The organism is Loktanella sp. DJP18, from assembly GCF_049310965.1.
Classification (GTDB): Bacteria; Pseudomonadota; Alphaproteobacteria; order Rhodobacterales; family Rhodobacteraceae; genus Loktanella.
This window is the reverse complement of the sequence record NZ_JBMERN010000040.1, coordinates 1-24,777: the sequence shown is the minus strand read 5'-3', so window position 1 is coordinate 24,777 and position 24,777 is coordinate 1. Positions and strand designations below refer to the sequence as shown.

General features: G+C 65.1%; 21 protein-coding genes and 1 pseudogene. 12 read left to right on the top strand and 10 right to left on the bottom strand.

The window, feature by feature from the left end:
- Nucleotides 1–63: 63 nt before the first annotated feature.
- The 4 genes from ACOI1H_RS12855 to ACOI1H_RS12840 all read right to left on the bottom strand — a co-directional run bounded on the left by ACOI1H_RS12855 (nucleotide 64) and on the right by ACOI1H_RS12840 (nucleotide 4,822).
- Nucleotides 64–2,775 carry an ATP-binding protein gene (locus ACOI1H_RS12855; protein WP_422437991.1) on the bottom strand — a complete coding sequence of 904 codons (2,712 nt, stop codon included), beginning with the start codon at nucleotides 2,773–2,775 and terminating at the stop codon, nucleotides 64–66.
- Nucleotides 2,772–3,068: a hypothetical protein gene (locus tag ACOI1H_RS12850; protein WP_422437990.1), complete on the bottom strand. Its 297-nt coding sequence runs from the start codon at nucleotides 3,066–3,068 to the stop codon at nucleotides 2,772–2,774. Before ACOI1H_RS12850 ends, ACOI1H_RS12855 begins: the two co-directional genes overlap by 4 nt.
- A complete protein-coding gene (locus ACOI1H_RS12845) occupies nucleotides 3,052–3,444 on the bottom strand; it encodes a response regulator transcription factor (RefSeq protein ID WP_422437988.1) in 393 nt (130 codons plus the stop codon). Before ACOI1H_RS12845 ends, ACOI1H_RS12850 begins: the two co-directional genes overlap by 17 nt.
- Nucleotides 3,445–3,532: 88 nt before the next feature.
- Nucleotides 3,533–4,822: a helix-turn-helix domain-containing protein gene (locus ACOI1H_RS12840; protein ID WP_422437987.1), complete on the bottom strand. Its 1,290-nt coding sequence runs from the start codon at nucleotides 4,820–4,822 to the stop codon at nucleotides 3,533–3,535.
- Nucleotides 4,823–5,035: 213 nt separating this feature from the next.
- Here ACOI1H_RS12840 and ACOI1H_RS12835 point away from each other — a divergent pair, with 213 nt between their 5' ends.
- The 10 genes and pseudogenes from ACOI1H_RS12835 to aat all read left to right on the top strand — a co-directional run bounded on the left by ACOI1H_RS12835 (nucleotide 5,036) and on the right by aat (nucleotide 13,468).
- Nucleotides 5,036–6,394: a substrate-binding protein gene (locus tag ACOI1H_RS12835; protein WP_422437985.1), complete on the top strand. Its 1,359-nt coding sequence runs from the start codon at nucleotides 5,036–5,038 to the stop codon at nucleotides 6,392–6,394.
- Between the two features lie 111 nt (nucleotides 6,395–6,505).
- On the top strand, nucleotides 6,506–7,537 hold the full coding sequence (locus tag ACOI1H_RS12830; RefSeq protein WP_422437984.1) for a branched-chain amino acid ABC transporter permease: 1,032 nt from the start codon (nucleotides 6,506–6,508) through the stop codon (nucleotides 7,535–7,537).
- A gap of 3 nt (nucleotides 7,538–7,540) precedes the next feature.
- The gene (locus tag ACOI1H_RS12825) at nucleotides 7,541–8,761 is read left to right on the top strand and encodes a branched-chain amino acid ABC transporter permease (RefSeq protein ID WP_422437982.1); all 1,221 of its coding nucleotides are present in this window, start codon (nucleotides 7,541–7,543) and stop codon (nucleotides 8,759–8,761) included.
- Nucleotides 8,762–8,772: 11 nt separating this feature from the next.
- Nucleotides 8,773–9,291: pseudogene (locus tag ACOI1H_RS12820) on the top strand (ABC transporter ATP-binding protein); the annotation flags it as partial.
- Nucleotides 9,280–9,531 carry a hypothetical protein gene (locus ACOI1H_RS12815; RefSeq protein ID WP_422438007.1) on the top strand — a complete coding sequence of 84 codons (252 nt, stop codon included), beginning with the start codon at nucleotides 9,280–9,282 and terminating at the stop codon, nucleotides 9,529–9,531. The pseudogene ACOI1H_RS12820 and the gene ACOI1H_RS12815, both read left to right, overlap by 12 nt.
- Nucleotides 9,532–9,570: 39 nt before the next feature.
- On the top strand, nucleotides 9,571–10,320 hold the full coding sequence (locus tag ACOI1H_RS12810) for an ABC transporter ATP-binding protein (protein WP_422437981.1): 750 nt from the start codon (nucleotides 9,571–9,573) through the stop codon (nucleotides 10,318–10,320).
- Between the two features lie 122 nt (nucleotides 10,321–10,442).
- Nucleotides 10,443–10,859, top strand: a complete 417-nt coding sequence (locus ACOI1H_RS12805) for a hypothetical protein (RefSeq protein WP_422437979.1) — start codon at nucleotides 10,443–10,445, stop codon at nucleotides 10,857–10,859.
- Nucleotides 10,860–10,976: 117 nt separating this feature from the next.
- On the top strand, nucleotides 10,977–11,468 hold the full coding sequence (gene accB, locus ACOI1H_RS12800; protein WP_422438006.1) for an acetyl-CoA carboxylase biotin carboxyl carrier protein: 492 nt from the start codon (nucleotides 10,977–10,979) through the stop codon (nucleotides 11,466–11,468).
- A 10-nt stretch (nucleotides 11,469–11,478) separates the two neighbouring features.
- On the top strand, nucleotides 11,479–12,825 hold the full coding sequence (accC, locus tag ACOI1H_RS12795; RefSeq protein WP_422437978.1) for an acetyl-CoA carboxylase biotin carboxylase subunit: 1,347 nt from the start codon (nucleotides 11,479–11,481) through the stop codon (nucleotides 12,823–12,825).
- A gap of 1 nt (nucleotide 12,826) precedes the next feature.
- The gene (gene aat / locus ACOI1H_RS12790) at nucleotides 12,827–13,468 is read left to right on the top strand and encodes a leucyl/phenylalanyl-tRNA--protein transferase (protein WP_422437976.1); all 642 of its coding nucleotides are present in this window, start codon (nucleotides 12,827–12,829) and stop codon (nucleotides 13,466–13,468) included.
- Here the strand turns inward: aat and ACOI1H_RS12785 are convergent.
- The 5 genes from ACOI1H_RS12785 to ACOI1H_RS12765 form a co-directional block, all read right to left on the bottom strand.
- Nucleotides 13,435–13,788, bottom strand: coding sequence for a DUF2155 domain-containing protein (locus tag ACOI1H_RS12785; RefSeq protein WP_422437975.1), 354 nt, complete (start codon nucleotides 13,786–13,788; stop codon nucleotides 13,435–13,437). The two genes, aat and ACOI1H_RS12785, sit on opposite strands and share 34 nt — an antisense overlap.
- Nucleotides 13,785–14,168 carry an NADH:ubiquinone oxidoreductase subunit NDUFA12 gene (locus ACOI1H_RS12780; protein ID WP_422437974.1) on the bottom strand — a complete coding sequence of 128 codons (384 nt, stop codon included), beginning with the start codon at nucleotides 14,166–14,168 and terminating at the stop codon, nucleotides 13,785–13,787. Before ACOI1H_RS12780 ends, ACOI1H_RS12785 begins: the two co-directional genes overlap by 4 nt.
- Before the next feature lie 64 nt (nucleotides 14,169–14,232).
- Nucleotides 14,233–14,613 (bottom strand): RidA family protein, encoded by a 381-nt coding sequence (locus ACOI1H_RS12775; protein ID WP_422437972.1) that lies wholly within the window; start codon nucleotides 14,611–14,613, stop codon nucleotides 14,233–14,235.
- Nucleotides 14,614–14,803: 190 nt separating this feature from the next.
- On the bottom strand, nucleotides 14,804–16,072 hold the full coding sequence (clpX, locus tag ACOI1H_RS12770) for an ATP-dependent Clp protease ATP-binding subunit ClpX (protein ID WP_422437970.1): 1,269 nt from the start codon (nucleotides 16,070–16,072) through the stop codon (nucleotides 14,804–14,806).
- 136 nt (nucleotides 16,073–16,208) lie between these two features.
- On the bottom strand, nucleotides 16,209–16,832 hold the full coding sequence (locus ACOI1H_RS12765; RefSeq protein ID WP_422437969.1) for an ATP-dependent Clp protease proteolytic subunit: 624 nt from the start codon (nucleotides 16,830–16,832) through the stop codon (nucleotides 16,209–16,211).
- Nucleotides 16,833–17,200: 368 nt separating this feature from the next.
- On the opposite strand from ACOI1H_RS12765, the gene ACOI1H_RS12760 reads away from it, so the two are divergent.
- Both ACOI1H_RS12760 and ACOI1H_RS12755 read left to right on the top strand, forming a co-directional pair.
- Nucleotides 17,201–20,302 carry a calcium-binding protein gene (locus tag ACOI1H_RS12760; RefSeq protein ID WP_422437968.1) on the top strand — a complete coding sequence of 1,034 codons (3,102 nt, stop codon included), beginning with the start codon at nucleotides 17,201–17,203 and terminating at the stop codon, nucleotides 20,300–20,302.
- Nucleotides 20,191–23,748, top strand: coding sequence for a Hint domain-containing protein (locus tag ACOI1H_RS12755; protein WP_422438004.1), 3,558 nt, complete (start codon nucleotides 20,191–20,193; stop codon nucleotides 23,746–23,748). The genes ACOI1H_RS12760 and ACOI1H_RS12755 overlap by 112 nt, the downstream gene beginning before the upstream one ends.
- A 108-nt stretch (nucleotides 23,749–23,856) precedes the next feature.
- Here ACOI1H_RS12755 and ACOI1H_RS12750 read toward each other — a convergent pair whose 3' ends face one another.
- A complete protein-coding gene (locus tag ACOI1H_RS12750) occupies nucleotides 23,857–24,546 on the bottom strand; it encodes a D-lyxose/D-mannose family sugar isomerase (RefSeq protein ID WP_422437966.1) in 690 nt (229 codons plus the stop codon).
- Between the last annotated feature and the right edge of the window lie 231 nt (nucleotides 24,547–24,777).

Here is a 24,777-nt window from a genome sequence, read left to right as displayed (position 1 = left end):
TACTGGCGTCCGCGTCGCGGTGCGGACCGCCCCCAGATGTCGCGCAAATTGGTTTCGGCAATCCTAATGCGCGGCAGCCAAGGCAGGGTCTTTCGACGGGACCAGCGGCGTCTGCGGCAGGGAGACACGGAAACAGGCCCCAGTGCCGGTCGCGACATAGGACACGTCACCGCCAAGGCGCGTCATGATTTCCTTGCAGATGGCAAGGCCGAGGCCCGCACCGCCCGCGCGCGACGAATCACCAAGGCGCGAGAATTTCTCGAAGATGACGGCGCGGTCGGGGGCGGCGATGCCGCGTCCGTTGTCGGCGAAATCGACGATTTGTCGCCCCTCGACCGGGTGCGCAGTGATGGTGAGCGCCGGAGCCGGGGCGTCGCAATATTTCGCGGCGTTGGCGATCAGATTGATGAAGACCTGACACAACCGGTCAAGGTCGGTGTCCAGCCAGACCGGATCGTCCGGCAGCGACCGCGTGATCCGCAGACCGCCACCGGACACGCCGGCGGCCGCCTCGGCGCGGTCAAGCAGCGCATCGAGCCGCCCGCGCTGGACATGCAGCGTGACCTGGCCGTTTTCCAGCACGGACAGGTCCAGCAGATCGTCCAGCAGCCGGGTCAGGCGCAGCGCCTCGGCATTGATGATCCCGGCCATGCGGGTGGCGTCCTGCGGCGCCACGTCGCCGCCGCGCAGGATGTCCGAAAATGACCGGATCGAGGTCATTGGCGTGCGCAGCTCGTGGCTGATCTGCGACAGGAAGGCGTCCTTCTGCACCGACAGCGCCATCAGCTTGGCGTTGGCGTCGCGCAGGGCGCGGGCGGTGCGGTCCTGCTCCTCGGACTTGGCCTGCAGGCGGTTGGAGTATTCCAGAATCTGCGCCGTCTCGTCGGCCAGCGCGATCAGATCGTCCACGGTGACGGCGGCCCCCTGGGTCAGCTGCACGATCATCGCATGGGCGGTCGCGGCACCGACGGAGCCCGACAGCTCTCTCTCCAGTGCGGCGATGAAGGCGGGGGTCACGTCGGGCAGCGTGTCCGTCTTGCCCTGACGGGCTGCGGCGCGGGCAAAGATCGCCTGCGCCTGCGGGGCACCCAGGATGCGCTGGGACATGATCAGCAGATCCTCGGCCGTGGCGGCGGACCGCGCCCAAGCGGGACCGCTGGGGGAATGATCGAAGACGTTGACGAACTGCGCGCCTTGCAGGCGTTCCAGCGGCGTCGGAAAGGACAGCACGGACCCGGCAAAGAACAGGCCGGTGTTCAGCAGCAGCGACCACAGAAGGCCGTGCAGCACCGGATCGACGCCCGCGATGCCGAACAGCGCCTCTGGCCGCAGCCAGCCCAGCCCGAAGGGGCCGTCCGCCATCACGTCCAGCGGGATGACCGCGCCGGCACCGAAACTGGGCAGGAACAGGCACCAGACCCAGACCGCAAAGCCCGACGTCAGGCCAAGGATCGCGCCCGTCCGCGTCGCACCCCGCCAGAAGATGCCGCCCAGCATCGCGGGCAGCACCTGCACCACGCCGGAAAACGACACGAGGCCGATGGCCGCCAGCGCCGTGCCGCCACCCGACAGGCGGAAGTAGAGATACCCCAGCGCCAGCACGCCCGCGATGGACAGCCTGCGGGCCAGCACGACGACGCGGCGCACATCCCCCGACATCATGGCACCGGGTCCCGCCCCCGACCGCATCCACAGCGGCAGCACGATATGGTTCGACACCATCGTCGCCAGCGCGATGGTCGCCACGATCACCATCGATGTGGCCGAGGAGAAGCCGCCGAGGAACGACAGCGTCGCCAACCCCTGCTGGCCCTGGCTGAGCGGCAGGGTCAGCACGAACAGGTCCGGGTTCGATCCCGGCGGCATGATCCGCAAACCGACCACGGCGATGGGAATGACGAAAAGGCTCATCAGCATGAGGTAAAGCGGAAAGGCCCAGCTTGCGGTCTGCAGGTGCCTCTCATCCGCATTTTCGACCACCATGACCTGGAACATGCGCGGCAGGCACAGAAAGGCCGCGGCGGAGAGGAAGATCAGCGCGGCCCAGCGGCTGCCGGATTGCGTCCAGTCCGCGATGGGCGACGCCTCGATTTCCGACAGCACCGCAGCGGCCCCGTCCGACAGGCCCCAGACGACGAAGATGCCGACGGCAAGAAGGGCCACGAGCTTTACCACCGCCTCGACCGCGATGGCGATGACGACACCGTGGTGACGCTCGTTCGCATCGAGGTTGCGGGTGCCGAACAGGACGGTGAAGAACCCCAGACCGATGGCAATCCAGACGGCGGCGCGGTTGATCTCGGCGGCCCCCCACTCGGACCCGCCGGCACGGGCGAAGACCTGGAACGACAGGGTGACGGATTGCAGTTGCAGGGCGATGTAGGGGGTTGCTGCGACGATAGCCATGATCGTCACGATGACGCCGAGCGTCGTCGACTTGCCGAACCGGGCCGAGATCAGGTCCGCGATGGACGTGATCCGCTGCATCCGTCCGATCCGCACGAGACGGCGCAGGATCCACCACCAGCCGACCATGACCAGCGTCGGGCCAAGGTAGATCGTCACGAACTCCAGCCCCGACCGGGCGGCGTAGCCGACAGCGCCGTAGAAGGTCCAGGCGGTGCAGTAGATCGACAGCGACAGGGTATAGACGATCGGCAACCGCAGCCAGCCGCCTTGCCCCCGCAGCGCACGGCGTTCCGCCATGAAGGCCACGCCGAACAGAAACGCGACATAGGCCAGGGCCACGACGATCAGTTCGTTGAACGACATCACGGCGCGGCGTCCGGATCGCCTGTTTCATCCGCCTCGGGGCGCAGGCGGCGCACGACCAGTCCCGCCAGCACGATCAGCAGCAACCAGCCCGCAAAGACGAAGGCTACGGCGGCGGCCATGCCGCCGGCCTCGCCCGCCTCGCGCCGCCACATCAGCGGGATCAGCCAGATGATGGCGCCAAGCACAGGCAGCATCCGGGCCGCATCGCGCAGGCGTCGCTGGCGGTAGCTGTCGCGCGCCAGAAACAGCCCCGGACGCGCCGCCTTGCGCGGAGGATCAGGCGGGAGTGTCACGGGGCACATCGTCGCCGATCATCGCGCGGACCTGGGCGCAGATCTCGGCATTGGAAAAGGGCTTGGTCATGTAGACGTCGGCCCCCAGCTGATGGGCCATCTCTCGGTCCTTGGCCTGCCCCCGCGCCGTCAGCATCAGCACGGGCAGCGTCGCCGTCGCAGCCTCTGACCTAAGGTCGCGCAGGATGTCGAAGCCGGACCGTCCGGGCAGCATCACGTCGAGGATGATCATGTCGGGACGCTGGGCGCGGACCTTGGCCATCGCGGTCGTGCCGTCCTCGTGCGTGTGCACGGTGAACCCGGCCCGCGACAGAATGAAGCTGATGGCTTCGATGATGTTCGGCTCATCCTCGATCAGCAGGACACGTCTTGCCATCGGTGCGCTCCCTCCCCCTGTCGTATGCAGCGGCACCCCCTCCCAAGGGTGCGACCTTGCGCGACTATCGCGACTGCGGGGTCAGGTGTCAAAGCCCTTGGGCGATCCAGACGACGGTCGGTTCGCGCCGTGCGGGACAGGCGGCGCGGGGACAGAGACTGCAACCCGCACCCACGGGCACCGGCGGCAGGGGTCCCGGGGCCACGCCGGGCCGCATGAGCATCACCGCCTCGATCAAGGGCGGCATGTGGGGGCCGGCGGGATGGGGCGTGATCTCGGCGATGGCGTGGCAGTCCAGCCGCGTGCCAAGGGCGTCCGGCAAGGCCGCCTGTGCCGCCACCGCCCGTCCCGGCTGCCCCAGTGCCGCAAAGATCGGCCACAGCGGGCAGAGTGCGCCGCGCGCCAGCACCAGACCCGGCACCGGCTTCAGCAGGCGCAGGACACCGGCCGCATCGCAGATCATCAGCCCCAGCGGCGGGGCCTTGGCCGCAGGCGGCAGACCGGCCAACCGCCGGATCACCTGCGCCAGAGGTCGCCCCAGTCGGGCAGAGACGCGCAGCGGATCGTAGCCTTCGGCCACGAGCACCGGTTGCAGCACATCCAGCGGCAGCGCCGCGGCGTCCTCGGCGTAGCGTCGGTCGTAGGCGTCGCGCAATGTGCGCACGGCGGGCGGCAGCGGCGGGTCCGGCGGCGCTGTCGCCGCACCGGCCCCCGGCTCTTGCGCAGCGCGGTGATACCCGGTCAGCGACAGCACCTGCTCCAACGCCTCGCCCGCCGAAGGGGTCGCGGCGGACCCGTCGGCGGGCGTGTCGAAATAGGCGATCAGGGCACCGGAGGTTTCGGCCAGCCGTGCTGCATCGTCGAACATGTTGCGGTGGAACCGTGCCTGCCAGTCCGCGTCGACCGGTGTTTCGCCGGTCAGGATCGCCGCCGTCGACTGGATCGAGGTCACGGCCGAGATCACGCCGTGCAGCGCCTCCGACAGCGCGGGATCGTGGGTCAGGCGGTCGGACAGCAGGTGAAGGCGCTGGTCCAGCGTGGCGATGCGATCCGCCTGGGCCGCAATCAGCCGCGTCCAGCCGGGATAGCGTGCGGCCAGATCGCCGGCCTGCGCGGCCTCGACCGCGATATCGTCAAGCGATGCAGCGGCAGAGCGAATCCGCCCCACAAGATCCGCGTCGGCCCCGTCCGACAGCAGTGCCGGTTCCAGCCCGAGCGCGTCGGCGATCCGGGCCAGCAGCTTGCCACCGATCCGGCGGCGGTCATGTTCGATCAGGTTCAGATAGCTGGGCGAGATTTCGACCTGCAACGCAAGGTCGCGCTGCGCCATCTTCGCGTCCAGCCGCCGCGCCCTGATCCGCGATCCCGTCCGATCCATCGCCGTTCCCCCTACCCCGTGATGCTGCATCCGCGCGCAAACCAGTTTACACAACATAAACCCAGATTGTGGATTACTTTACAAATTCGTCGGGGTTTTTGAAAGTGCTGTTGTCGGATGGCCAGGCAAAGCCGCATTGTTCTGCCAGCGCTGTCAAGTGCAGGCCGGGGGACGGGAGGGTCCGCAGGCCAATGAACAAGAGGGAGGACTACCATGTTCAAATCGAACGTCTCACGCCGTGGCGTGCTGAAGACCGGGGCCGTTGCCGGTGCCGGGTTGATGTTGCCGACCTATCTGCGAGCCCAGGACTCCGGGTTCACCAACGCGCCGACCGGCGACACCGTCACCTTCGGCTTCAACGTGCCGCAGACCGGCCCCTACGCCGAAGAAGGCCTGGACCAGCTGCGTGCGCAGGAACTTGCTGTCCAGCACCTGAATGGCGAAGGCGACGGCGGCATGCTTGCCACCTTCAGCCAGAAGAACCTCGACGGCACAGGCATCCTGGGCAAGAAGGTCAACTTCGTCACCGGCGACACGCAGACCAAGTCCGACGTCGCCCGCGCAGTCGCGCAGTCGATGATCCAGAAGGACGGCTGCATCATGATCAACGGCGGCTCGTCCTCGGGCGTGGCCGTGGCCGTGCAGGGCCTGTGTCAGGAAGCCGGTGTGATCTTCATGGCGGGTCTGACCCACTCCAACGACACCACCGGCAAGGACCGCAAGGCGAATGGCTTCCGCCACTTCTTCAACGCCTACATGTCCGCCGCGGCCTTGGCCCCCGTGCTGGAAAAGGCCTATGGCACCGACCGTCAGGCCTATCACCTGACCGCCGACTACACCTGGGGCTGGACCCAGCAGGAATCGATGGCGGCCGCGACCGAGGCGATGGGCTGGGGCACCACCCAGAACGTGCTGACCCCCGTGGGTGCCGGCGACTTCTCGTCCTACATCGCGCCGGTCCTGAACTCGGGTGCCGATATCCTCGTTCTGAACCACTACGGCGGGGACATGGTCAACTCTCTGACCCAGGCCGTGCAGTTCGGCCTGAAGGGCAAGCAGGTCAACGGCAAGGACTTCGAAATCATCGTCCCGCTCTATTCGGAACTGATGGCCAAGGGTGCCGGCTCCAACATCGAAGGCGTCTACGGCTCGATGAACTGGAACTGGCAACTGGAAGACGAAGGCACCAAGGCCTTCGTGAAGTCGTTCGGCGAAAAGTACGGCTTCCCGCCGTCGAACGCCGCACACACCTGCTATGTGCAGACGCTGCTTTATGCGGATGCCGTGACACGCGCCGGGTCGTTCAACCCCTGCGCCGTGGCCGAGGCATTGTCGGACTTCGAATTCGACGGCATGGGCAACGGCCCGACGCTGTATCGTGCGGCGGATCACCAGTGCTTCAAGGACGTGCTTGTCATGCAGGGTCAGGCCAGCACATCCGGCAACGCCAACATGGTGGGCTACGACACGCTGAAGATCGTCGAGACCACACCGCGCGCGCAGGTCGAATATCCGGAAGATCACCCGATGTTCGCCGGCGGCGCGCTGGGTGAATGCAACCCGGGCGCCTGATCGCCATCGGGGCAGGCGCACGCCGCCTGCCCCATCCCCGGCACACGCGATGTGCGACGCCGTTTCCAAACTGCGCTTGAACCAGCCCGAGCCCCCTACAGGAGCGGACCGATGGACGCTATCTTACTGCAAATTCTCAACGGTCTGGACAAGGGGTCGGCCTATGCGCTGATCGCGCTGGGCCTGACGCTGATCTTCGGCACGCTGGGTGTGGTGAACTTCGCCCACGGGGCGCTGTTCATGATCGGGGCCTTCTGCGCCGTCACGATGCAGCGCCTGCTGACGCTGAGCCATACGGTCATCGATCCCACGCAGACCGACTTTCTCGGCAATCCGCTCGAGACTCAGATGCCATACCTCGCTTCGGTCTTCGGGGCAGACGGGGCTCAGGCGCTGATCGCCTGGTCGGTGCCTCTGTCGATCCTTCTGGTCATTCCCGTCATGCTGTTCGTCGGCTGGGCGATGGAGCGGGGCCTGATCAAGCATTTCTACAAGCGTCCGCACGCAGACCAGATCCTCGTGACGTTCGGTCTTGCCATCGTTCTGGGCGAGATCATCCGCACGGTCTACGGTGCCAATCCGATCCAGTCGCCGGCGCCGCCGATGTTCTCGGGGTCGATCGACCTTGGCACCTACCTCGGGTTTCAGGCCAATGCGGTCGTCTATCCGATCTGGCGGCTGGTCTATTTCGTATTCTCGGTCATCATCATCGCCGCCGTCTTTTCCTTTCTGCAATTCACGACCTTCGGGATGGTGGTGCGGGCCGGCATGGCCGACCGCGAAACCGTCGGCATGCTGGGAATCGACATCGACAAGCGCTTTACCCTGATGTTCGGTCTTGCCGCCGCCGTCGCGGGACTTGCGGGGGCCATGTATGCCCCGATCCTGTCGCCCAACTACAACATGGGCATGGATTTCCTGGTGCTGTCCTTTGTCGTGGTCGTCGTCGGCGGCATGGGGTCGTTGCCGGGTGCCGTGATTGCCGGCTTTCTGCTGGGTATCCTGCAGGGCTTCGCATCCATGAACGAGGTCAAGGCCGTGCTGCCGGGCATCGACCAGATCATCATCTACCTGGTCGCCATCATCATTCTGCTGACACGTCCGCGGGGCCTGATGGGCCGCGCCGGCGTGATGGAGGACTAATCCATGCTGGGTCTCACTCAAAAGGACTTCGTGCTGCTGCTGATCGTCGTCGCGCTGACGCTGCTGGCACCGATCCTGCTGAACCCTTTCCCCGTCAACTCGTCGCTGGGGCAGTCGTTCAACGCGGGGTATCCCGCCCTGATGCAACGCTTTGCGATCTTCGGCATCCTCGTGATCGGGTTCAACATCCTCTTCGGGCTGACGGGTTATCTGTCCTTCGGACACGCGGCGTTCCTCGGACTGGGGTCCTACGCCGCCGTCTGGATGTTCAAGCTGCTGTCCTACAACATCGTGCCGTCGATCCTGCTCAGCGTCGCCGTGGCAGGCCTGTTCTCGGTGCTGATCGGATACGTCAGCCTGCGGCGGTCCGGCATCTACTTCTCGATCCTCACGCTCGCCTTTGCGCAGATGATGTATTCCATCGCCTATTCGGACCTGCTGGGCCGCTTTCTTGGCATCATCGTGACGAATGGCGAAACCGGCTTGCAGGTCTATAACAGCGATCCGCAGTACCTTGCCGCCGCGGGCAGCCCGACGGCTCCGCATCTGTTCGGTCTGCCGATGGCGCAATCGACCACCTGGCAACTGGGGGGCTGGCAGTTCACGTTCGAGGTCGGCTATTACCTCTGCGCCTTGATGCTGATCCTCGGGTTCTATCTGTCGATCCGCATCTTCCGGTCGCCTTTCGGGATGATGCTGCGGGCGATCAAGTCGAACCAGACCCGCATGAGCTATACCGGCCTCAACCCCAAGCCCTACATGCTGATGGCCTTCATCATATCGGGCATGTATGCGGGTCTGGCCGGTGGCCTGCTGGCCGCGATGGACCCGCTGACCGGGGCAGAGCGGATGTACTGGACCGCCAGTGGAGAGATCGTCGTCATGGCGATTCTGGGCGGCGTCGGCACGCTGATCGGACCGATCCTTGGGTCCGGCGTCATCAAATACCTGGAAAACATCGTCTCCAAGATCAACGAGAACGTGCTGCACCAGTGGTTCGGTGCCCTGCCCGAGGGACTCGAGAACGGGCTGATCTGGCTCGTCCACCCCTTCGTCGGCGAAGGCTGGCACTTGACGCTGGGCCTGTTGTTCATGGTCGTCGTCATCTTCCTGCCCGGTGGTCTGGTGCAGGGCGGTCAGCGGCTGGCCGCAATGTTCAGCCGCAAGTCGACCACCACCACGGCGGCCGATCGCGACGCCGCCCGCCACAAGCCTGCGGAATAGGGAGACACTAAATGGGCATCCTCGAAATCAAAGGCATCAACAAGCGCTTCGGCGGGTTGCAGGCGCTGGGTGACGTGAACCTGTCGATCCAGGTAAACACCGTCCACGCCATAATCGGCCCGAACGGGGCCGGCAAATCCACCCTGCTGAACGTTCTGGTCGGCAAGCTGATCCCCGATAGCGGCTCCGTCATGTTCGACGGCCAGTCCGTGTTGGGGCGCAAACCCCACGAAATCGCGCAGATGGGCATCAGCCGCGTGTTCCAGACACCCGAGATCTTTGCCGATTTGACGGTGCTGGAAAACGTGCTGATCCCCTGCTTTGCCAAGCGCGACGGTGCCTTTCGGATGCACGCACTGGAACCGGTCCGGCACGAACGCGAGATTGGCCGTCAGGCCGAGACCATGCTGGACGAGGTCAACATGCTGTCCAAGGCGCATGTCACGGCCTCCAGCCTGTCGCGCGGCGACAAGCGGCGGCTGGAAATGGCGATGTGCCTCGTGCAGGAACCGCGTCTGATGCTGCTGGATGAACCGACTGCCGGGATGGCGCGGGCGGACACGGAGAACACCATCGCATTGCTGAAGGACATCCGCGTGAAGCGGGGCATCACGATGGCGATCATCGAGCACGACATGCAGGTCGTGTTCAGCCTGGCCGACCGGATCACGGTCATGGCGCAGGGCACGCCGCTGGTCGAAGGCAGCCCCGACCAGATCAAGACGGACCCCAAGGTGCGCGAAGCCTATCTTGGCGAAACGCAGGTCTAGCCGATCCGTCGCGGAAATTTGGCCAGCAGAGGACAGGACATGAACGCCCCATTCGACAAGAAGAAGAATTCAGCCGCGGTCGACCGCCCCTTCATGAGCGTCTGGGAGATCGAGGCCTATTACGGCGAAAGTTATATCGTCCAGAATGTCAGCTTCGACATCCACGAAGGCGAGATTCTGGCCTTGCTGGGCCGCAACGGGGCGGGCAAGACCTCGACCCTGCGCACCATCGCGCGGCTTGGCAATCCCCAGCTGAAGCACGGTGAAATCTGGCTGGACCATCAGCCTCTGCACCTGATGAAAAGCCATCAGGCCGCCGCCGCCGGCATCGCACTCGTGCCGGAAGACCGCTGCATCATCGCGGGCCTGACGGTCGAGGAGAACCTGCAACTGGCCCAGATCGCACCGCCAATCGGTTGGTCGCTGGAACGGATCTACGAACTGTTCCCGCGCCTGAAAGAGCGACGCAAGCAGGAGGGCGTGACCCTGTCGGGCGGTGAGCAGCAGATGCTGGCCATCGCCCGCGCACTGGCCCGCGACATCAAGGTCCTGCTGCTGGATGAACCCTACGAAGGGCTGGCGCCCGTCATCGTCCAAGAGATAGCGAAGACGCTGAAGATCATCCGCGATCAGGGAATCACGACGATCATCGTCGAACAGAACGCTGTCGCGGCGTTGAAACTGGCCGACCGCGCGGTGATTCTGGATACCGGATCGGTCGTCTTCGACGGCTCGGCGCAGGATGTGCTGGAAAATGAGCAGTTGCGGGCCGAATACCTCGCGATCTGAGGTTGGCCGTTAACTATCGTTTGCGATTTTTCGGACGGATGTGGCCGTCTTTACGTCCGGGTAACCGGATCGTGCCACAGTGGGCTGCAGCTAAACCGCAATCTTCCGGAAGGAGCTTTGCAATGGACACTCTGATTTTTCCGGTCACGGCGGCCCAGCCAGCACCCGCCCCGCTGGTTCAGGTCGATATGCGACCGACGGCCGACACCGCGGCCCTTGTCCGTGACCCGCGCCCGGAAACTCCCATGCCGATGCCGGCCAGCATCGCCCAGAAAGGAGCCATTGCCGAGTGGCAACTTGCCACGACCTTCAGTCCGGTCGCCAGCATCGAACGGGTGTTGAAACCCTATGGTGTCGTCATGCTGCCCCACGGGCCGCAAGCCGATCTGGCAGGAGCCGAAGCGGGCGTGGAAGAGCCCGAAGACGACGCATCAGGCGTCACCCCCGATGCCGCGACCCCGACGGATACAGCATCTGGTCAGGATACGAACGACCGCCCGATGCCCGATGCGCCTGCCGGACAGCCCGACGCGGCCTGATCCCAAATCGCCCGCTACCGCTTTCCACCTTGGGTGGCTTGCCCTATAAGTTCGCCAATCGCGCGGCAGCCATCGCTCCCGCGTCTCGTGGAAACAAGAGCAATGGCCGGGACACATATGGGCAACAAGACCTCTCAGGACAGCGATGTCAGCTTCATCCAGGCGCTGGCGGAACTGCTGCGCGCGAACGATCTGACCGAACTGCAGGTGAAACGCGACTATGCGGAAAACGACAGCCTGAACGTGCGCGTCAGCCGTCATGTCCAGATGGCACCCCAGCCGCAGCAGGCGATGGTCGCCGCCCCCGCTGCCCCCTCCGCCAGCGCCCAGATGTCCGCACCCGCCCCGGCGACCGCCAGCGATCCGGCGGCCCATCCCGGTGCCGTGACCTCGCCCATGGTCGGCACGGTCTACATGGCCGCCGAACCCGGTGCCGCCGCATTCGTGACGACCGGCACCACGGTAAAGGAAGGCGATACCCTGCTGATCATCGAGGCGATGAAAACCATGAACCACATCCCGGCACCCCGTGCCGGCACCGTGAAGCGCATCCTGGTCGAGGATGGCGGACCGGTGGAATTCGGCGCGCCCCTGATGATCATCGAATAGAGGCCACGCCATGTTCGACAAGATCCTGATCGCGAACCGGGGTGAAATTGCCCTGCGTGTCGTGCGCGCCGCCCGCGAGATGGGCATCAAGTCCGTCGCCGTCCACTCCACCGCCGACGCCGACGCCATGCATGTGCGCATGGCGGACGAGGCGGTCTGCATCGGCCCGCCCGCCTCGGCGCAGTCCTATCTGAACTTTCCGTCCATCATCGCGGCATGCGAGATCACGGGCGCGCAGGCGATTCACCCCGGCTATGGCTTTTTGTCGGAAAACGCGGCCTTCGTGCAGGTGGTAGAGGATCATTCCCTGACCTTCATCGGCCCGACCGCCGCGCATATCCGGATCATGGGCGACAAGATCACCGCCAAGGACACGATGAAGAAGCTCGGCGTGCCCTGCGTGCCGGGATCAGACGGCGGCGTGCCCACCTTGAAGGATGCCCAGCGAGTGGGTGAAGAGGTCGGCTATCCGGTCATCATTAAGGCGACGGCGGGCGGCGGCGGGCGCGGCATGAAGGTGGCGCTGACCGCTGCTGACATGGAAAAGGCGTTTCATTCCGCGCGGGCCGAGGCGAAAGCCGCCTTCGGCAACGACGAAGTCTATATCGAGAAATACCTGACCACGCCCCGCCACATCGAAATTCAGGTCTTCGGCGACGGAAAGGGCAACGCGGTCCATCTGGGCGAACGCGACTGCTCCTTGCAACGCCGCCACCAGAAGGTGCTGGAAGAAGCTCCAGGCCCCGCGATCACGCCCGAGCTGCGCGCGCGCATCGGCAAGGTCTGTTCGGACGCCGTGGCCGCGATCAACTACATCGGGGCCGGCACCATCGAATTCCTGTTCGAGAACGATGAATTCTACTTCATCGAGATGAACACCCGGCTTCAGGTCGAACATCCGGTGACCGAAAACATCTTTGGCGTGGACCTTGTGCGCGAACAGATCCGCGTCGCTGCCGGGCTGCCGATGTCGTTCACGCAGGATGATCTGAAGATCAACGGCCACTCCATCGAAGTTCGGATCAACGCCGAGAAGCTACCCAATTTCAGCCCCTGCCCCGGCACGATCACCCAGTATCACGCACCGGGTGGGCTTGGCGTGCGGATGGATAGCGCACTTTATGACGGCTACCGTATCCCGCCCTACTACGACAGCCTGATCGGTAAACTGATCGTGCATGGCCGCGACCGGCCAGAGGCGCTGGCCCGGCTTGCCCGCGCATTGGGCGAGTTGATCGTCGACGGCGTCGACACCACGATCCCGCTGTTCCACGCGCTGCTGGCCGAACCCGACGTGCAGTCTGGCAACTACAATATCCATTGGCTGGAACATTGGCTCGAAACCCACCTCGGCTGATGTGGTGACGGGGTTGCTGTCGCCGGACCTGCTGTTGCACGCCTACCGGCAGGGCATCTTTCCGATGGCCGAAACCCGGGACGCGGCAGAGGTGTTTTGGGTCCAGCCGCGCTATCGCGGTGTCATCCCGCTGACGGGCTTTCACGTGTCACGGTCGCTGCGCAAGACCTTGCGGCGCGGCCACCTGACCGCGACTGCCGACCGCGACTTCGCGGGTGTCGTCAAGGGATGCGCTGCGCGGGAGGAGACCTGGATCAACGCCGAGATCCTTGCCGTCTACCTCGCGCTGCATGCCCAGGGCGACGCCCACTCGATCGAGGTCTGGCAGGACGACACGCTCGTCGGTGGCGTCTATGGCGTGACCATCGGGGCCGCCTTCTTTGGCGAAAGCATGTTTTCCACCGTCACCGATGCGTCGAAGGTCGCGCTGGTCTGCGCGGTGGACCGGCTGCGGCGGCAGGGCTTTCGCCTGTTCGACACGCAGTTCATCACGCCGCATCTTGCGTCACTCGGTGCTGTCGAAATTCCGCGCGCGACGTACGAGGCGCGGTTGGCGATGGCCTTGTCGGCACCGGCGCATTTCGGCGCGGCCGGGCCGATCGACATGGCTCAGCTTGTGCAGTCCATCACCCAGACGTCATAGCGCGGGTGGTCCATCGCGTTCAGCGCGGGTGCCGAGGCGATCATCCAGCCGCTGAACACCGGAGCCGGGTCGTCGCGGTAGGTCACCAGCAGTTCGGCAAAGGCGTCGCCGTCAGGATTGTCGACAGGTACGCGGCAATCGTTCATCGTGATCGTCAAGGCACCGATGGATTGCGGCAGGCCGATACGGATCGGCAGGTCGGTCAAGGCGCCCGTCACCTTGTCCAGCACGCGCAGGTCGCCGCCTGGCCGCGACACGGCTTCCTGCGCCGCGGCCACGCCAGGCAGAAGTGCCAGGCACAGGGCGACGGCTCGGATCATTCGGGGGTCCATGCCTCGTAATCGGACCGGTCGGCGGGGGCCGCGCTGCGGATCGATCCTTTGGGCGCGTAGGCCGCAGGCGTGCCCGTCAGGTTGGCGATGTGCGGTTGTTCCCAGGGCTGGTGAACCAACGGGCGTTCGGTGGGCGGCTCGTCCCAGGTCCGGTGCAGCCAGCCGTGCCACTCTGGGGCGACCTTCGACGCCTCGGCCTCGCCGTTGAAGATCACCCAGCGGCGGCTGTCGTCCGCGTTGCGGTAAAAGATGTTGCCGCCCGCATCTTCGCCCACACGTTGTCCCTTGCGCCACGTCCAGAACTGGGTGGCGAAGGTCTGCCCGTCCCACCAGGTGAAAACGCGTGCGAGGTTGCGTGCAAAGCCCATGATCGTCTCCGGTTGATTGCTGTCGTCATGCCCGAAACGGGCGCAAAGGTCCAGAGGCGGCGGCTCAGGCCAAACGGGCGGTCACCTCGATCTCGATCTTCATCTCGGGCGTCTGAAGCCCTGCGCGGATCATCGTGGCGGCAGGTCGCGCGCGGGCGAATGCCTTGGCCACGATGGGCCAGCAGGGTTCCCAATCCGCCCCGTCGGGCAGGATGTAGTTGACACGCACCACGTGATCGAGGCCGCTGCCCGCCTTGTTCAGCGCATCCGCGATGGTGTCCAGCGCATTGCGGCACTGATCCGTCACGTCGGCGGGCATGGTCATGCTGGCATAATCGTAGCCCGTGGTGCCTGCGACAAAGACCCAACCGTCGGTCACGACCGCGCGAGAATAGCCGATCTTCTCTTCGAAGGGCGAACCGGTCGAGATGTGGGTGACGGTCATGGGTCAGTCTCCGTATCTGATGCAAGAAGCCGCGAGTGGCGCGGGGGCACAGGTGCAAACGGTATCGTGGTTCCGCAAAGCCATGGATGATGCAAGGACGCGAAGGGTCGCAATCATTATCAGACAGCAAAAAGGGTCGCTAAATCACAACGACCCTTTTCAGAAGTTGTTTCAGAAACCAGAGCATCGCTTACGCGCTGGCGGATTCCTTTTCCTTTTTCTTCTTGTCGTCGTGGATCATCAGCGGGCTGGCGTCGGGGCCGACGGCCTCTTCGTTCACGACGACTTCCGTCACCGTGTCCAGCCCCGGCAGTTCGAACATCGTGTCCAGCAGGATGTCTTCCATGATGGACCGCAGGCCACGGGCACCGGTCTTGCGTTCGATAGCGCGCTTGGCGATGGCCTTCAGCGCATCCTCGGTGAAGGTCAGCTTCGTGTTCTCGATCTCGAAGAGGCGCTGATACTGCTTGACCAGCGCGTTCTTGGGCGCGGTCAGGATGGTGATCAACGCGTCCTCGTCCAGATCGGTCAGGGTTGCAATGACCGGCAGGCGGCCGACGAATTCCGGGATCAGGCCGAATTTCAACAGGTCTTCCGGTTCCAGCTCGGTAAAGATCTCGCCCACGCCGCGCTCATCCGGGCCCTTCACATTGGCACCAAAGCCCATGCCGGACCCCTTGCCGCGCTGCGCGATGATCTTGTCGAGACCGGCAAATGCACCGCCGCAGATGAACAGGATGTTGGTCGTGTCCACTTGCAGGAATTCCTGCTGCGGATGTTTGCGCCCGCCCTGCGGCGGCACGGAGGCGATGGTGCCTTCCATGATCTTCAGCAGGGCCTGCTGCACGCCCTCGCCGCTTACGTCGCGGGTGATAGACGGGTTATCGGACTTGCGGGTAATCTTGTCGACTTCGTCGATATAGACAATGCCGCGCTGCGCGCGTTCGACGTTGTATTCGGACGCCTGCAACAGCTTGAGGATGATGTTCTCGACATCTTCGCCCACATAACCGGCTTCAGTCAGTGTGGTCGCGTCGGCCATCGTGAACGGCACGTCCAGAATCCGCGCCAGCGTCTGCGCCAGCAGCGTCTTGCCGCAGCCCGTCGGGCCGATCAGCATGATGTTGGATTTCGCCAGTTCGATGTCGGATTTGTCGCTGTGATTCAACCGCTTGTAGTGGTTGTGGACCGCGACGGACAACACGCGCTTCGCGTGCATCTGGCCGATGACGTAATCGTCCAGCACCTTGCAGATGTCACGGGGCGTCGGCACGCCGTCGCCGGATTTCAGGGACGCGGACTTCGTCTCCTCGCGGATGATGTCCATGCACAATTCGACACATTCGTCGCAGATGAACACGGTCGGTCCCGCGATCAGCTTGCGCACCTCATGCTGGCTTTTGCCGCAGAAACTGCAGTAAAGCGTGTTCTTGCTGTCGCTGCCGGTGGTGGTTGCCATGTCGTGTCCTTTGGCCAAGGGCCGTTTGGTATCGCGCTGTCCTTCGTCGTCAAGACTAGGACAGCGCCGGAGGGGCCACAACGCCAAATCGCGCAGAATACCATGCGATCAGGTGGCTGTGATGGTCAGGACGCGGTTATTCGTCCTCACCCTTGTCGCGGTTCGTCACGATTTCGTCGATGTGACCCCATTCGAGGGCTTCTTCCGGGGTCATCCATTTGTCACGGTCCAGGGCCTTCTGCACCTTGGCCAGCGACTGGCCGGAATGCTTGACGTACAGCTTGTACATCCGTTCGCGCGTCGCCTCGATGTTGCGGGCGCGGATCAGGATATCCTCTGCTGTGCCCTGCGCGCCGCCGGATGGCTGGTGAACGAGGATTTCGGCATTGGGCAGCGCATAGCGCATCCCCTTTTCCCCGCCGATGGCGATGACCGATCCCATGGATGCAGCCAGGCCGCAGATCAGCGTCGACACCTTCGGGCGGATGTATTGCATCGTGTCATAGATGCTCATCCCTGCGACCACGGACCCGCCGGGAGAGTTGATATACATGCTGATTTCCTTCTTCGGGTTCTCCGATTCAAGGTGCAGCAACTGCGCCACGACAAGCTGGCTCATGCCGTCGTGAATCGGCCCGTTGACGAAGATGATCCGTTCCTTCAGCAGGCGGCTGAAGATGTCGTAGGCGCGTTCGCCGCGCGCGGTCTGTTCGACCACCATCGGCACGAGGTTCATGTAGGTGGCTACGGGGTCATGCATGGAAAATGCCTCTGGTTCCGGACGTCTGTGGGTCAGCGTCCCTGCGTGTCAGGCCCAAGTCTATGCACCCCTGCCGGGGGCTTCAAGGGCAGTTGGTTCCGTCATCGCAGACCGGAGTGAACGGTTGGTTCACGTCATGGCAAAAACGAACGCCCGCCGCGGCCGTTGCCGGAACAGTCCGGTCGCCGCGGCCTGATCCAGTTCAACCGCATTTGCAGCAATTTTGCGGCAGAATGTCCAGTTTGGCCCCCAATTTGCCACGATCCGCGGCGACCGCCCTGAAATGACCATGACCGTCTTGTTTAAGCCTGCCCAACGGCCAACTGCCGCCGCCACTGTTTCCTATCCCTAAACACAAGGACGTGGCCATGCTTGGGTCCCGTCGCAGGAAGGGTGCTGCCATGCCGAACGGCTATCTTGTCAATCTGGGAGGGGCCGGTCGCCTGAACGGCGGCGACACGACCGCGACCGGTCTGACCACCTTCACGACGGAACAGACCCTCGGCAGCGGCACGATGAGCTACAATGCGGGAAACTGGCCCTTTCGTCAGAACGGCACAGTGACCGGGACCTACTATCTGGCGTCGAACGGCAGCGTCTATTTCGTTCCCGACACCGCATTCCCCGGATCGCTCAACAGCCTGACGGTGCAATCGGGGCCGGATGTCGGCATCTACTACGGCACGACCGGCAATGACGCGGCCTTGGCCGGCACCGACGGGTCCGATTATATCTACGGCGGCACCGGCGTCGGCACGACCGGCACCGGCAGCGACACGATCAACGCCGGGCGCGGCGATGACACGGTCTTTGGCGGCGACGGCAACGACACGGTCATCGCCGGCGCAGGCGACGACCGTGTCGACGGTGGCACGGGCGCTGACCGGTTGAACGGCGGCGGCGGCAATGACAGCCTGATCGGCGGGGACGGCAACGACACCATCGACGGCGGCAACAACGATGACCGCGTGGACGGCGGCGCGGGCGACGATATCATTGCGCTGGGCGACGGCAACAATACCGCATTTGGCGGCACGGGTGCCGACACGATCACCGCCGGCGGCGGTGCTGACGTGATCCATGGCGGCGCGGGCCGCGACAGCATCGATGCCGGAGGCGGTGCCGACACGATCCAGGGCGGTGACAGCGCCGACACCATCGACGGCGGAGCCGGTAACGACACCATCTTCGGCGAGGCGGGCAACGACAGCATCCTGGGGTCCGGTGGCGACGACGTGATCCACGGTGACGACACCGCCCCCGCGGCCGTCACCACCGAAACGATGAGCTGGATCAACCAGGCCGCCAGCGGCAGCGACGTGCGCAACGGCTTTACCCAGGATACCGGCACCATCAACGTCAGCGTGTCGTTCCGCGACGACGGCAGCACGACATCGACGCTGACCAGCAACACGGCGATCTACAATAACGGCAATGCCGCGTTCAGCACGACGTCGTCAATGCAGATTCTGGGCACCGTCGGCGCCACGACCACGACGGTGATCGACTTTGCCGCCGATCCGTCCAGCGGCGTGTCGGATGCCGTCAGCAATGTCGGCTTCTATCTGACCGACATCGACATGGTGACGACGGGCGGCAACAATTTTCAGGACCAGTTCATCATCTATGCCTACGGTCCCGACGGGACGGTGGTGCCGGTGACGATCACCGCCTACGGCGACGACACCCTGTCGAACACCGGTGCTGGCACCGGCACGAACACGATCACGGCGGCCAATTCCAACAACGAACCGGACCAGGCCAGCGGCGCGGCCTTCGTGTCGATCCCCGGCCCCGTCACGTCGATCGAGATCCAGTTCATCAACGCCAATGGCCGCACGACCAACCACGGGGCCTTCATCAGCGACGTGCGGTTCACGACCATCGTGCCGACGCCGGGCGACGACAACATCGACGGCGGCGACGGCAACGACACTATCGACGATGAACCGGGGGCCTTCAATGGCACGAGCGCCGACACCTTCTACGGCGGTGCCGGCGACGACATCATCTATACCGGTGGCGGCAACGACCTGGCCTACGGCGGCACCGGCAATGATTACGTCAACGGAGAGAATGACGACGACACGCTGCACGGCGACGACGGCAACGATACCCTGGCCGGCAGCGACGGCAACGACACTTTGTTCGGCGGGCTGGGGACCGACACCCTTTGGGGCGGCAACGGCAACGATACCTTGTTCGGCGGCGACGGCAGCGACACCCTGAACGGGGACGCTGGCAACGACAGCCTGTCGGGCGGGGCCGGGAACAACACCCTCTCTGGCGGGGCCGGCAACGACACCCTCGGCGGCGATGCGACCGAGGCCGGGAACGATGTCCTGTACGGCGGCGACGGCGACGACACGCTGAACGGTGGCGCGGGGGCCGACACGCTGTTCGGCGGCGCGGGCAACGATGTCCTGACCAGCGGCACCGGCAGCGACACGCTCCAGGGCGATACGGGCAACGACCTGTTCCAGATCGCCGACACCCACGACGCGAATACCGTCGTCGGAGGGGAGGATGCCGGCAACGGCGACGTCGACACGCTCGGCCTTTACAATCTTGGCTCCTCTTCAGGCGTGACCGTCACATACACGGCAACCGAAGCGGGAAATGTCGCCTTTGGTAGCACGCCTGCCACCGTCGCCTTCTCGCAAATAGAGCAGGTCGTCACCACGGCGTATGCCGATACGGTGAACGCGACAGCGGCGACCGGCGGTGTGCGGGTCGATGCCGGGGCCGGCAACGACCGCATCATCGGCGGCAGCGGCGCGGACACCCTGACGGGCGGCGATGGCAACGACAGCATTCTTGGCGGCGCGGGCAACGACACGATCTACGGCGGTGCAGGTACCGACCGCATCGAGGGCGGCGCCGGCAACGGTACCTTCGACCTCGGGGCCGACGGGGCCGCGGACGTGCTGGTGCTGCGCGACGGGTTCGGGCGCGACACCGTCATCAATGCGGATGTGCCGACGGCCCATCCGAACGGGACGTTCACATCTCTCGACAAGATCGACGTCAGCGACCTGCACGACGCGCTGGGAAACCCGGTCAACACCCGCGACGTGATCGTCGGCGACGACGGCAGCGGCAACGCCATGCTGACCTTTCCCGGCGGCGAGCAGCTGGTCCTGCAGGGCCTGCCGCCGGCCTATGCGGCAAACGAATTCCTGCTGAACGCCTTCGGCATCCCGTTGCCGGATGGCACGGTCAGCGGCACGGCGGGGGACGACCTGATCGCCCCGGCTACATCGACGCCGACGGGGACCGCGTCGACGGGAACGATGCGATCCTTTCCGGCGACACGGGCAACGACGATCTGGTTCAGGCAGGGGCAGGCAACGACACGATACTCGCCGGCAATGGCAGCGATGAGGTTTTTGGTGGCATGGGCGACGACACTCTGTTTGGAGGTGTCGGCGGCGACACCCTTTTCGGTGAAGATGGCAACGACACGCTAAACGGCGACTCCGGAAGCGACACCCTGTTCGGCGGGGCGGACGACGACCTGATCCGGGGCGGCACCGGGGCCGATACGATGGACGGCGGAGCCGGGATCGACACGCTGGATTATACCGACAGCGCATCCGGCGTGACGGTCGATCTGGCGGCGCAGACTGCGTCCGGCGGCGATGCCGCCGGCGACACCATCGCCAACTTCGAGAACGTCATCGGCAGCGCGCACGGTGACTGGATCACCCTTTCGGACACGGCCGGCACAATCACGGCGGGTCAAGGCGACGATACGCTGTGGGGCGGTCTGGGCGACGACCTGCTGCTGGGCGGCGACGGGTCCGACACCCTCTCGGGCGGGGCCGGCAGCGACACGGTCGATCTGGGCCTCCTCGACGGTGCCGTCGATGTCGTCGTCTTGCAGGACGGGTTCGGCGACGACCTGGTCATCGGCTTTTCGCCGCCACTGGAAGACGGCTTCGGCGGCTACGTTGGCCGCGACCTGCTGGACGTGGGATCGCTGCACGATCTGACCGGCGACCCGGTGAACACCCGCGATATCGTCGTCGGCGACGACGGCACTGGCAATGCTTTGCTGACCTTCCCGAATGGCGAGACGCTGGTCCTTCAGGGAGTCGATCCAGCTTTGGCGGCCGACGAGTTCTATCTGAACGCCATGGGCGTCCCGATGTCCGACGGCACGGTCAGCGGCACCAGCGGCGACGATCTGATCGACGGCACATACGTCGATGCGGACGGCGACGCGGTCGATGGCGACGACGCGATCCTGTGGGGCGATCTGGGGAACGACGACCTGATCGACGGCGGCGACGGCAACGACACGATCCATGGCGGCGACGGCTTCGACGACATCGCGGGCGGCATCGGCACCGACACGATCCATGGCGGCGAAGGCGACGACTTCATCTCGGGCGGATCGATGCTGGACCTTGGCGTCTTTACCGACGGCGACGCACTTTATGGCGGCGCGGGCGACGACGCCATCGAAACCGCCTTCGGTGCCACCAGCGGCAGCACCGTCCATGGCGGCGACGGCACCGACTTTCTGATCGACCTCGGCGACATCGGGTCAGACGACACGTTCTATGGCGGCACCGGGATGGACGACATCATCGGCGGTTTCGGCAACGACACGATCTACGGCGGCACCGGCAACGACTATGCCGAGGGCGGCGACGGCGACGACACCTTCGTCATCGGCGACGGCGACGACCGGGACGAGATCCGCGGCGGCGAGGACAGCGAGACGACAGGCGACATGCTGGACGCGCGCGACATGACCGTCGACACGACGCTGACGCTGACCGGCCCGGAACAGGGCGTGCTGCGGGACCCCGCCAGCATGATCGGGGGCGATCCCCTGACCGGGCACTCCGTCACGTTCGAAGAGATCGAGACCTTCTTCCTTGGGTCCGGCAACGACGCGGTCTTTGGCGGCGAGGGCGACGACGACGTGGATATGGGTGCGGGCGACGACGTCTTCAGCCTGTTCGCAGGCTTCGGGCAGGACACCATCACCGGCGGCGAGACTGGAGAGGTCACCGGTGACACCTTGGACGCCGGCGGCTTGACCGACAACCTGACCGTCGTGCTGACCGGCGACGGTGCGGGGACGCTGACCGACGGCACCGACACCGCGACCTTTGCCGAGATGGAGCGTGTGGTCACCGGGGACGGGGACGACAGCATCACCGGCAGCGCCTTTGCCGATAACGTCTTTGGCGGCGGTGGCGCGGACAGCATGACGGGCGGTGCGGGCCACGACAGCCTCTCGGGCGGGGCTGGCAACGATACGCTATCCGGCGATGCGGGCAATGACACGCTGCTGGGGGACGCGGGCGACGACACCTTTGTGCTGGCCGACGGGTTCGGCAATGACGTCATCGACGGCGGAGCGTCGGGCGAGACATCGGGCGACAGGCTTGACCTGTCCGCCGTGACCGGGCCGTTGACGATCGACCTGACTGCGGCCGGGTCAGGCTCTGGCAGCGTCAGCGACGGCAGCGGCACCGCGACCTTCGCCAACGTCGAGCACATCACCCTGGGGGCCGGGAACGACACGCTGGCGCTGGCCGACGGCGGCGGAGCGGATGAGGTCGACGGCTTTGCCATCCCGGTCAGCGACGGCCTTGGCGGCTGGACCGGCGCCGACCAGCTTGACGTCAGCGCCCTGACCCGCGACGGCACCCGACCCGTCACCACGATGGACGTGACCGTCAGCGACGATGGCAGCGGCAATGCGGTCCTGACCTTCCCGGACGGCACGAGCCTGACGCTGAACGGCATTGCCCCTGCGGCGGTGGCGGATCCGCATGTGCTGGCCGCGATGGGCGTGCCGTTCCAGGACGGCACCGTCAGCGGCACCGCGGGTGACGATGTCATCGACGCAGGCTACATTGGCGATCCTCACGACGACCGCGTCGACAACGGCGACGCGGCCCTGCCCGGCGACAGCGGCGACGACGACCTGATCGAGGCCGGTGCCGGAGACGATAGCGTCCATGCCGGCAACGGTAACGACGTGGTCTACGGCGGCAGCGGCAACGATGTGGTTGACGGCGGCACCGGTGCCGACACGCTGGACGGCGGGACTGGTAACGACAGCATCGACTTCGCCGTGGGCGACACGGTCTTGGGCGATGACGGCGACGACCTTTTCACCCTCGTGGACACCGGCGAGGCCGCCGGCGGTTCGATCTTCGTCTATGGCGGCGGCGGCGGCGAGACGACCGGCGACACGCTGATGCTGGGCCACAGGGGCAACCTGAAGGACATCCTCGCCAACGCCGTAAACGACGGCACGGGCAGCTACTCTGGCACCGCGGTGCTGGACGACGGCACCAGGCTGAACTTTTCGAACATCGAGAACATTATCTGCTTCACCCCCGGCACACGGATTGCCACGCCGATGGGCGCGCGCGACATCGCCACCCTGCGGGTCGGCGATCTGGTCATGACCCGCGACCACGGCTTGCAGCCGATCCGCTGGATTCAGTCGCGCAGCGTGGAGGCCAGGGGGCGTCTGGCCCCCGTCCGCATCCGGCCCGGCGTCGTCACCGGGCTGGACCGTGACCTGATCGTCTCACCGCAGCACCGGATGCTGTTCCAGGGTTACCGCGCGGAACTGCTGTTCGGCGAAACCGAAGTCCTGGTTGCGGCCAAGCATCTGGTGGACGGTCTGTCCGTCACGCGCGAAGACGGCGCGGAGGTGACCTACATCCACATGATGTTCGACCAGCACGAGATCGTCTTTGCCGAGGCGGCCGCGACCGAAAGCTTCCATCCCGGATCAATCGGCATGGATGCGATCCACGACGCGGCCCGCGCGGAGCTTTTCGCGATCTTCCCCGAATTGCGGTCGGACGTGAACATCTACGGCGACACCGCCCGCCGCTGCCTGAAGCGGCACGAGGCAGAGTTGCTGCGGGTCTGACCCGCCTGGCCTTTGCGCCCCGTCACGCTGCTTGCTGACGGTGTGGTGCGAATGAGACCCGGCGCGCCTGCCAGCGCGCCGGGTCATCGTGCTGTGCGACGTAGTGGGTCAGGCCCCGAGCCACCGGCGATAGTCGCTGACCAGAAGGTGCGTCGGTGCCACATCCTCCTCGATCGCGCTGAACCGGCCGATCGGCTCGCCAAAGATGTTGTCGGTCTCGTCGTCGTTGACGGTGCTGACCTCTCCGATCAGCACGTCGCCCCCCTCGCCCCAGAAGGCGTGCCAGTCGCCGGGCATCAGGGTGACGCTTTCACCCGGTGCCAGCTTCAGCTTCTCTCCCGGCGCAAAATCGCGGCGCAATCCGTCGCACATGACGGTGCCGCCTTTGGTTGCGTCGAACTGGCCCTGATCGTCGGAGCCGTAGAGTTCGACCACCAGCGTCGCCCCGCCCCGGTTGATGATATCTTCGGCCTTTATGACATGGGTGTGCATCGGCGACAGTTGATCCTGCTTGCTGATCAGCAGCTTTTCCGCATAGCACATGCCGCCGCCGCGTTGCAGGTCCGCCAGCCGACCGTTGCGCAGGGTGAACAGGAACAGCCCCATCTGGTCATAGCGCCCCGCGCCGTAGTCGGTGATATCCCAGCCGTTGCGCGCGCGGATAACCTCTGCCGCCTCGTCCTTGCGGGCCTTGAAGTCGTCGGGCGACCAATAGGCCCAGGGCGGCAGGGTAAAGCCGTGGCTGCGGATCATCGCGTCCGCCTCTGCCATGATGTCATTGATGCGGGACCGTTTCATGCGTGCCTCCTGATGGGTTGCGCGCAGACTGCTGTGAGGCGCTGCGGCTTGCAAGTGGTCGGACGTCCGGCACAGTGACTGTTGCGGATACTTCGAAGGGTCGATGGCGAATGATGAGCGGCCGCCCTTGCCAGACACCGCAAAGGTCCGGTTCGCGCCCAAAGTTACCATTCACGCACAGGCGTGCTAGGATGCGTTATCGGTGCGAAAGAACGAGATTTGACACTTATT

Bases quoted from the DNA above. Each gene is read 5' to 3' on its own strand.
- ACOI1H_RS12845 (WP_422437988.1), bottom strand. From the start codon at position 3,444: ATGGCAAGACGTGTCCTGCTGATCGAGGATGAGCCGAACATCATCGAA.
- ACOI1H_RS12840 (WP_422437987.1), bottom strand. From the start codon at position 4,822: ATGGATCGGACGGGATCGCGGATCAGGGCGCGGCGGCTGGACGCGAAG.
- ACOI1H_RS12835 (WP_422437985.1), top strand. From the start codon at position 5,036: ATGTTCAAATCGAACGTCTCACGCCGTGGCGTGCTGAAGACCGGGGCC.
- ACOI1H_RS12830 (WP_422437984.1), top strand. From the start codon at position 6,506: ATGGACGCTATCTTACTGCAAATTCTCAACGGTCTGGACAAGGGGTCG.
- ACOI1H_RS12825 (WP_422437982.1), top strand. From the start codon at position 7,541: ATGCTGGGTCTCACTCAAAAGGACTTCGTGCTGCTGCTGATCGTCGTC.
- ACOI1H_RS12815 (WP_422438007.1), top strand. From the start codon at position 9,280: ATGCTGCTGGATGAACCGACTGCCGGGATGGCGCGGGCGGACACGGAG.
- ACOI1H_RS12810 (WP_422437981.1), top strand. From the start codon at position 9,571: ATGAACGCCCCATTCGACAAGAAGAAGAATTCAGCCGCGGTCGACCGC.
- ACOI1H_RS12805 (WP_422437979.1), top strand. From the start codon at position 10,443: ATGGACACTCTGATTTTTCCGGTCACGGCGGCCCAGCCAGCACCCGCC.
- accB (WP_422438006.1), top strand. From the start codon at position 10,977: ATGGGCAACAAGACCTCTCAGGACAGCGATGTCAGCTTCATCCAGGCG.
- accC (WP_422437978.1), top strand. From the start codon at position 11,479: ATGTTCGACAAGATCCTGATCGCGAACCGGGGTGAAATTGCCCTGCGT.
- ACOI1H_RS12785 (WP_422437975.1), bottom strand. From the start codon at position 13,788: ATGATCCGAGCCGTCGCCCTGTGCCTGGCACTTCTGCCTGGCGTGGCC.
- ACOI1H_RS12780 (WP_422437974.1), bottom strand. From the start codon at position 14,168: ATGGGCTTTGCACGCAACCTCGCACGCGTTTTCACCTGGTGGGACGGG.
- ACOI1H_RS12775 (WP_422437972.1), bottom strand. From the start codon at position 14,613: ATGACCGTCACCCACATCTCGACCGGTTCGCCCTTCGAAGAGAAGATC.
- clpX (WP_422437970.1), bottom strand. From the start codon at position 16,072: ATGGCAACCACCACCGGCAGCGACAGCAAGAACACGCTTTACTGCAGT.
- ACOI1H_RS12765 (WP_422437969.1), bottom strand. From the start codon at position 16,832: ATGCATGACCCCGTAGCCACCTACATGAACCTCGTGCCGATGGTGGTC.
- ACOI1H_RS12760 (WP_422437968.1), top strand. From the start codon at position 17,201: ATGCTTGGGTCCCGTCGCAGGAAGGGTGCTGCCATGCCGAACGGCTAT.
- ACOI1H_RS12750 (WP_422437966.1), bottom strand. From the start codon at position 24,546: ATGAAACGGTCCCGCATCAATGACATCATGGCAGAGGCGGACGCGATG.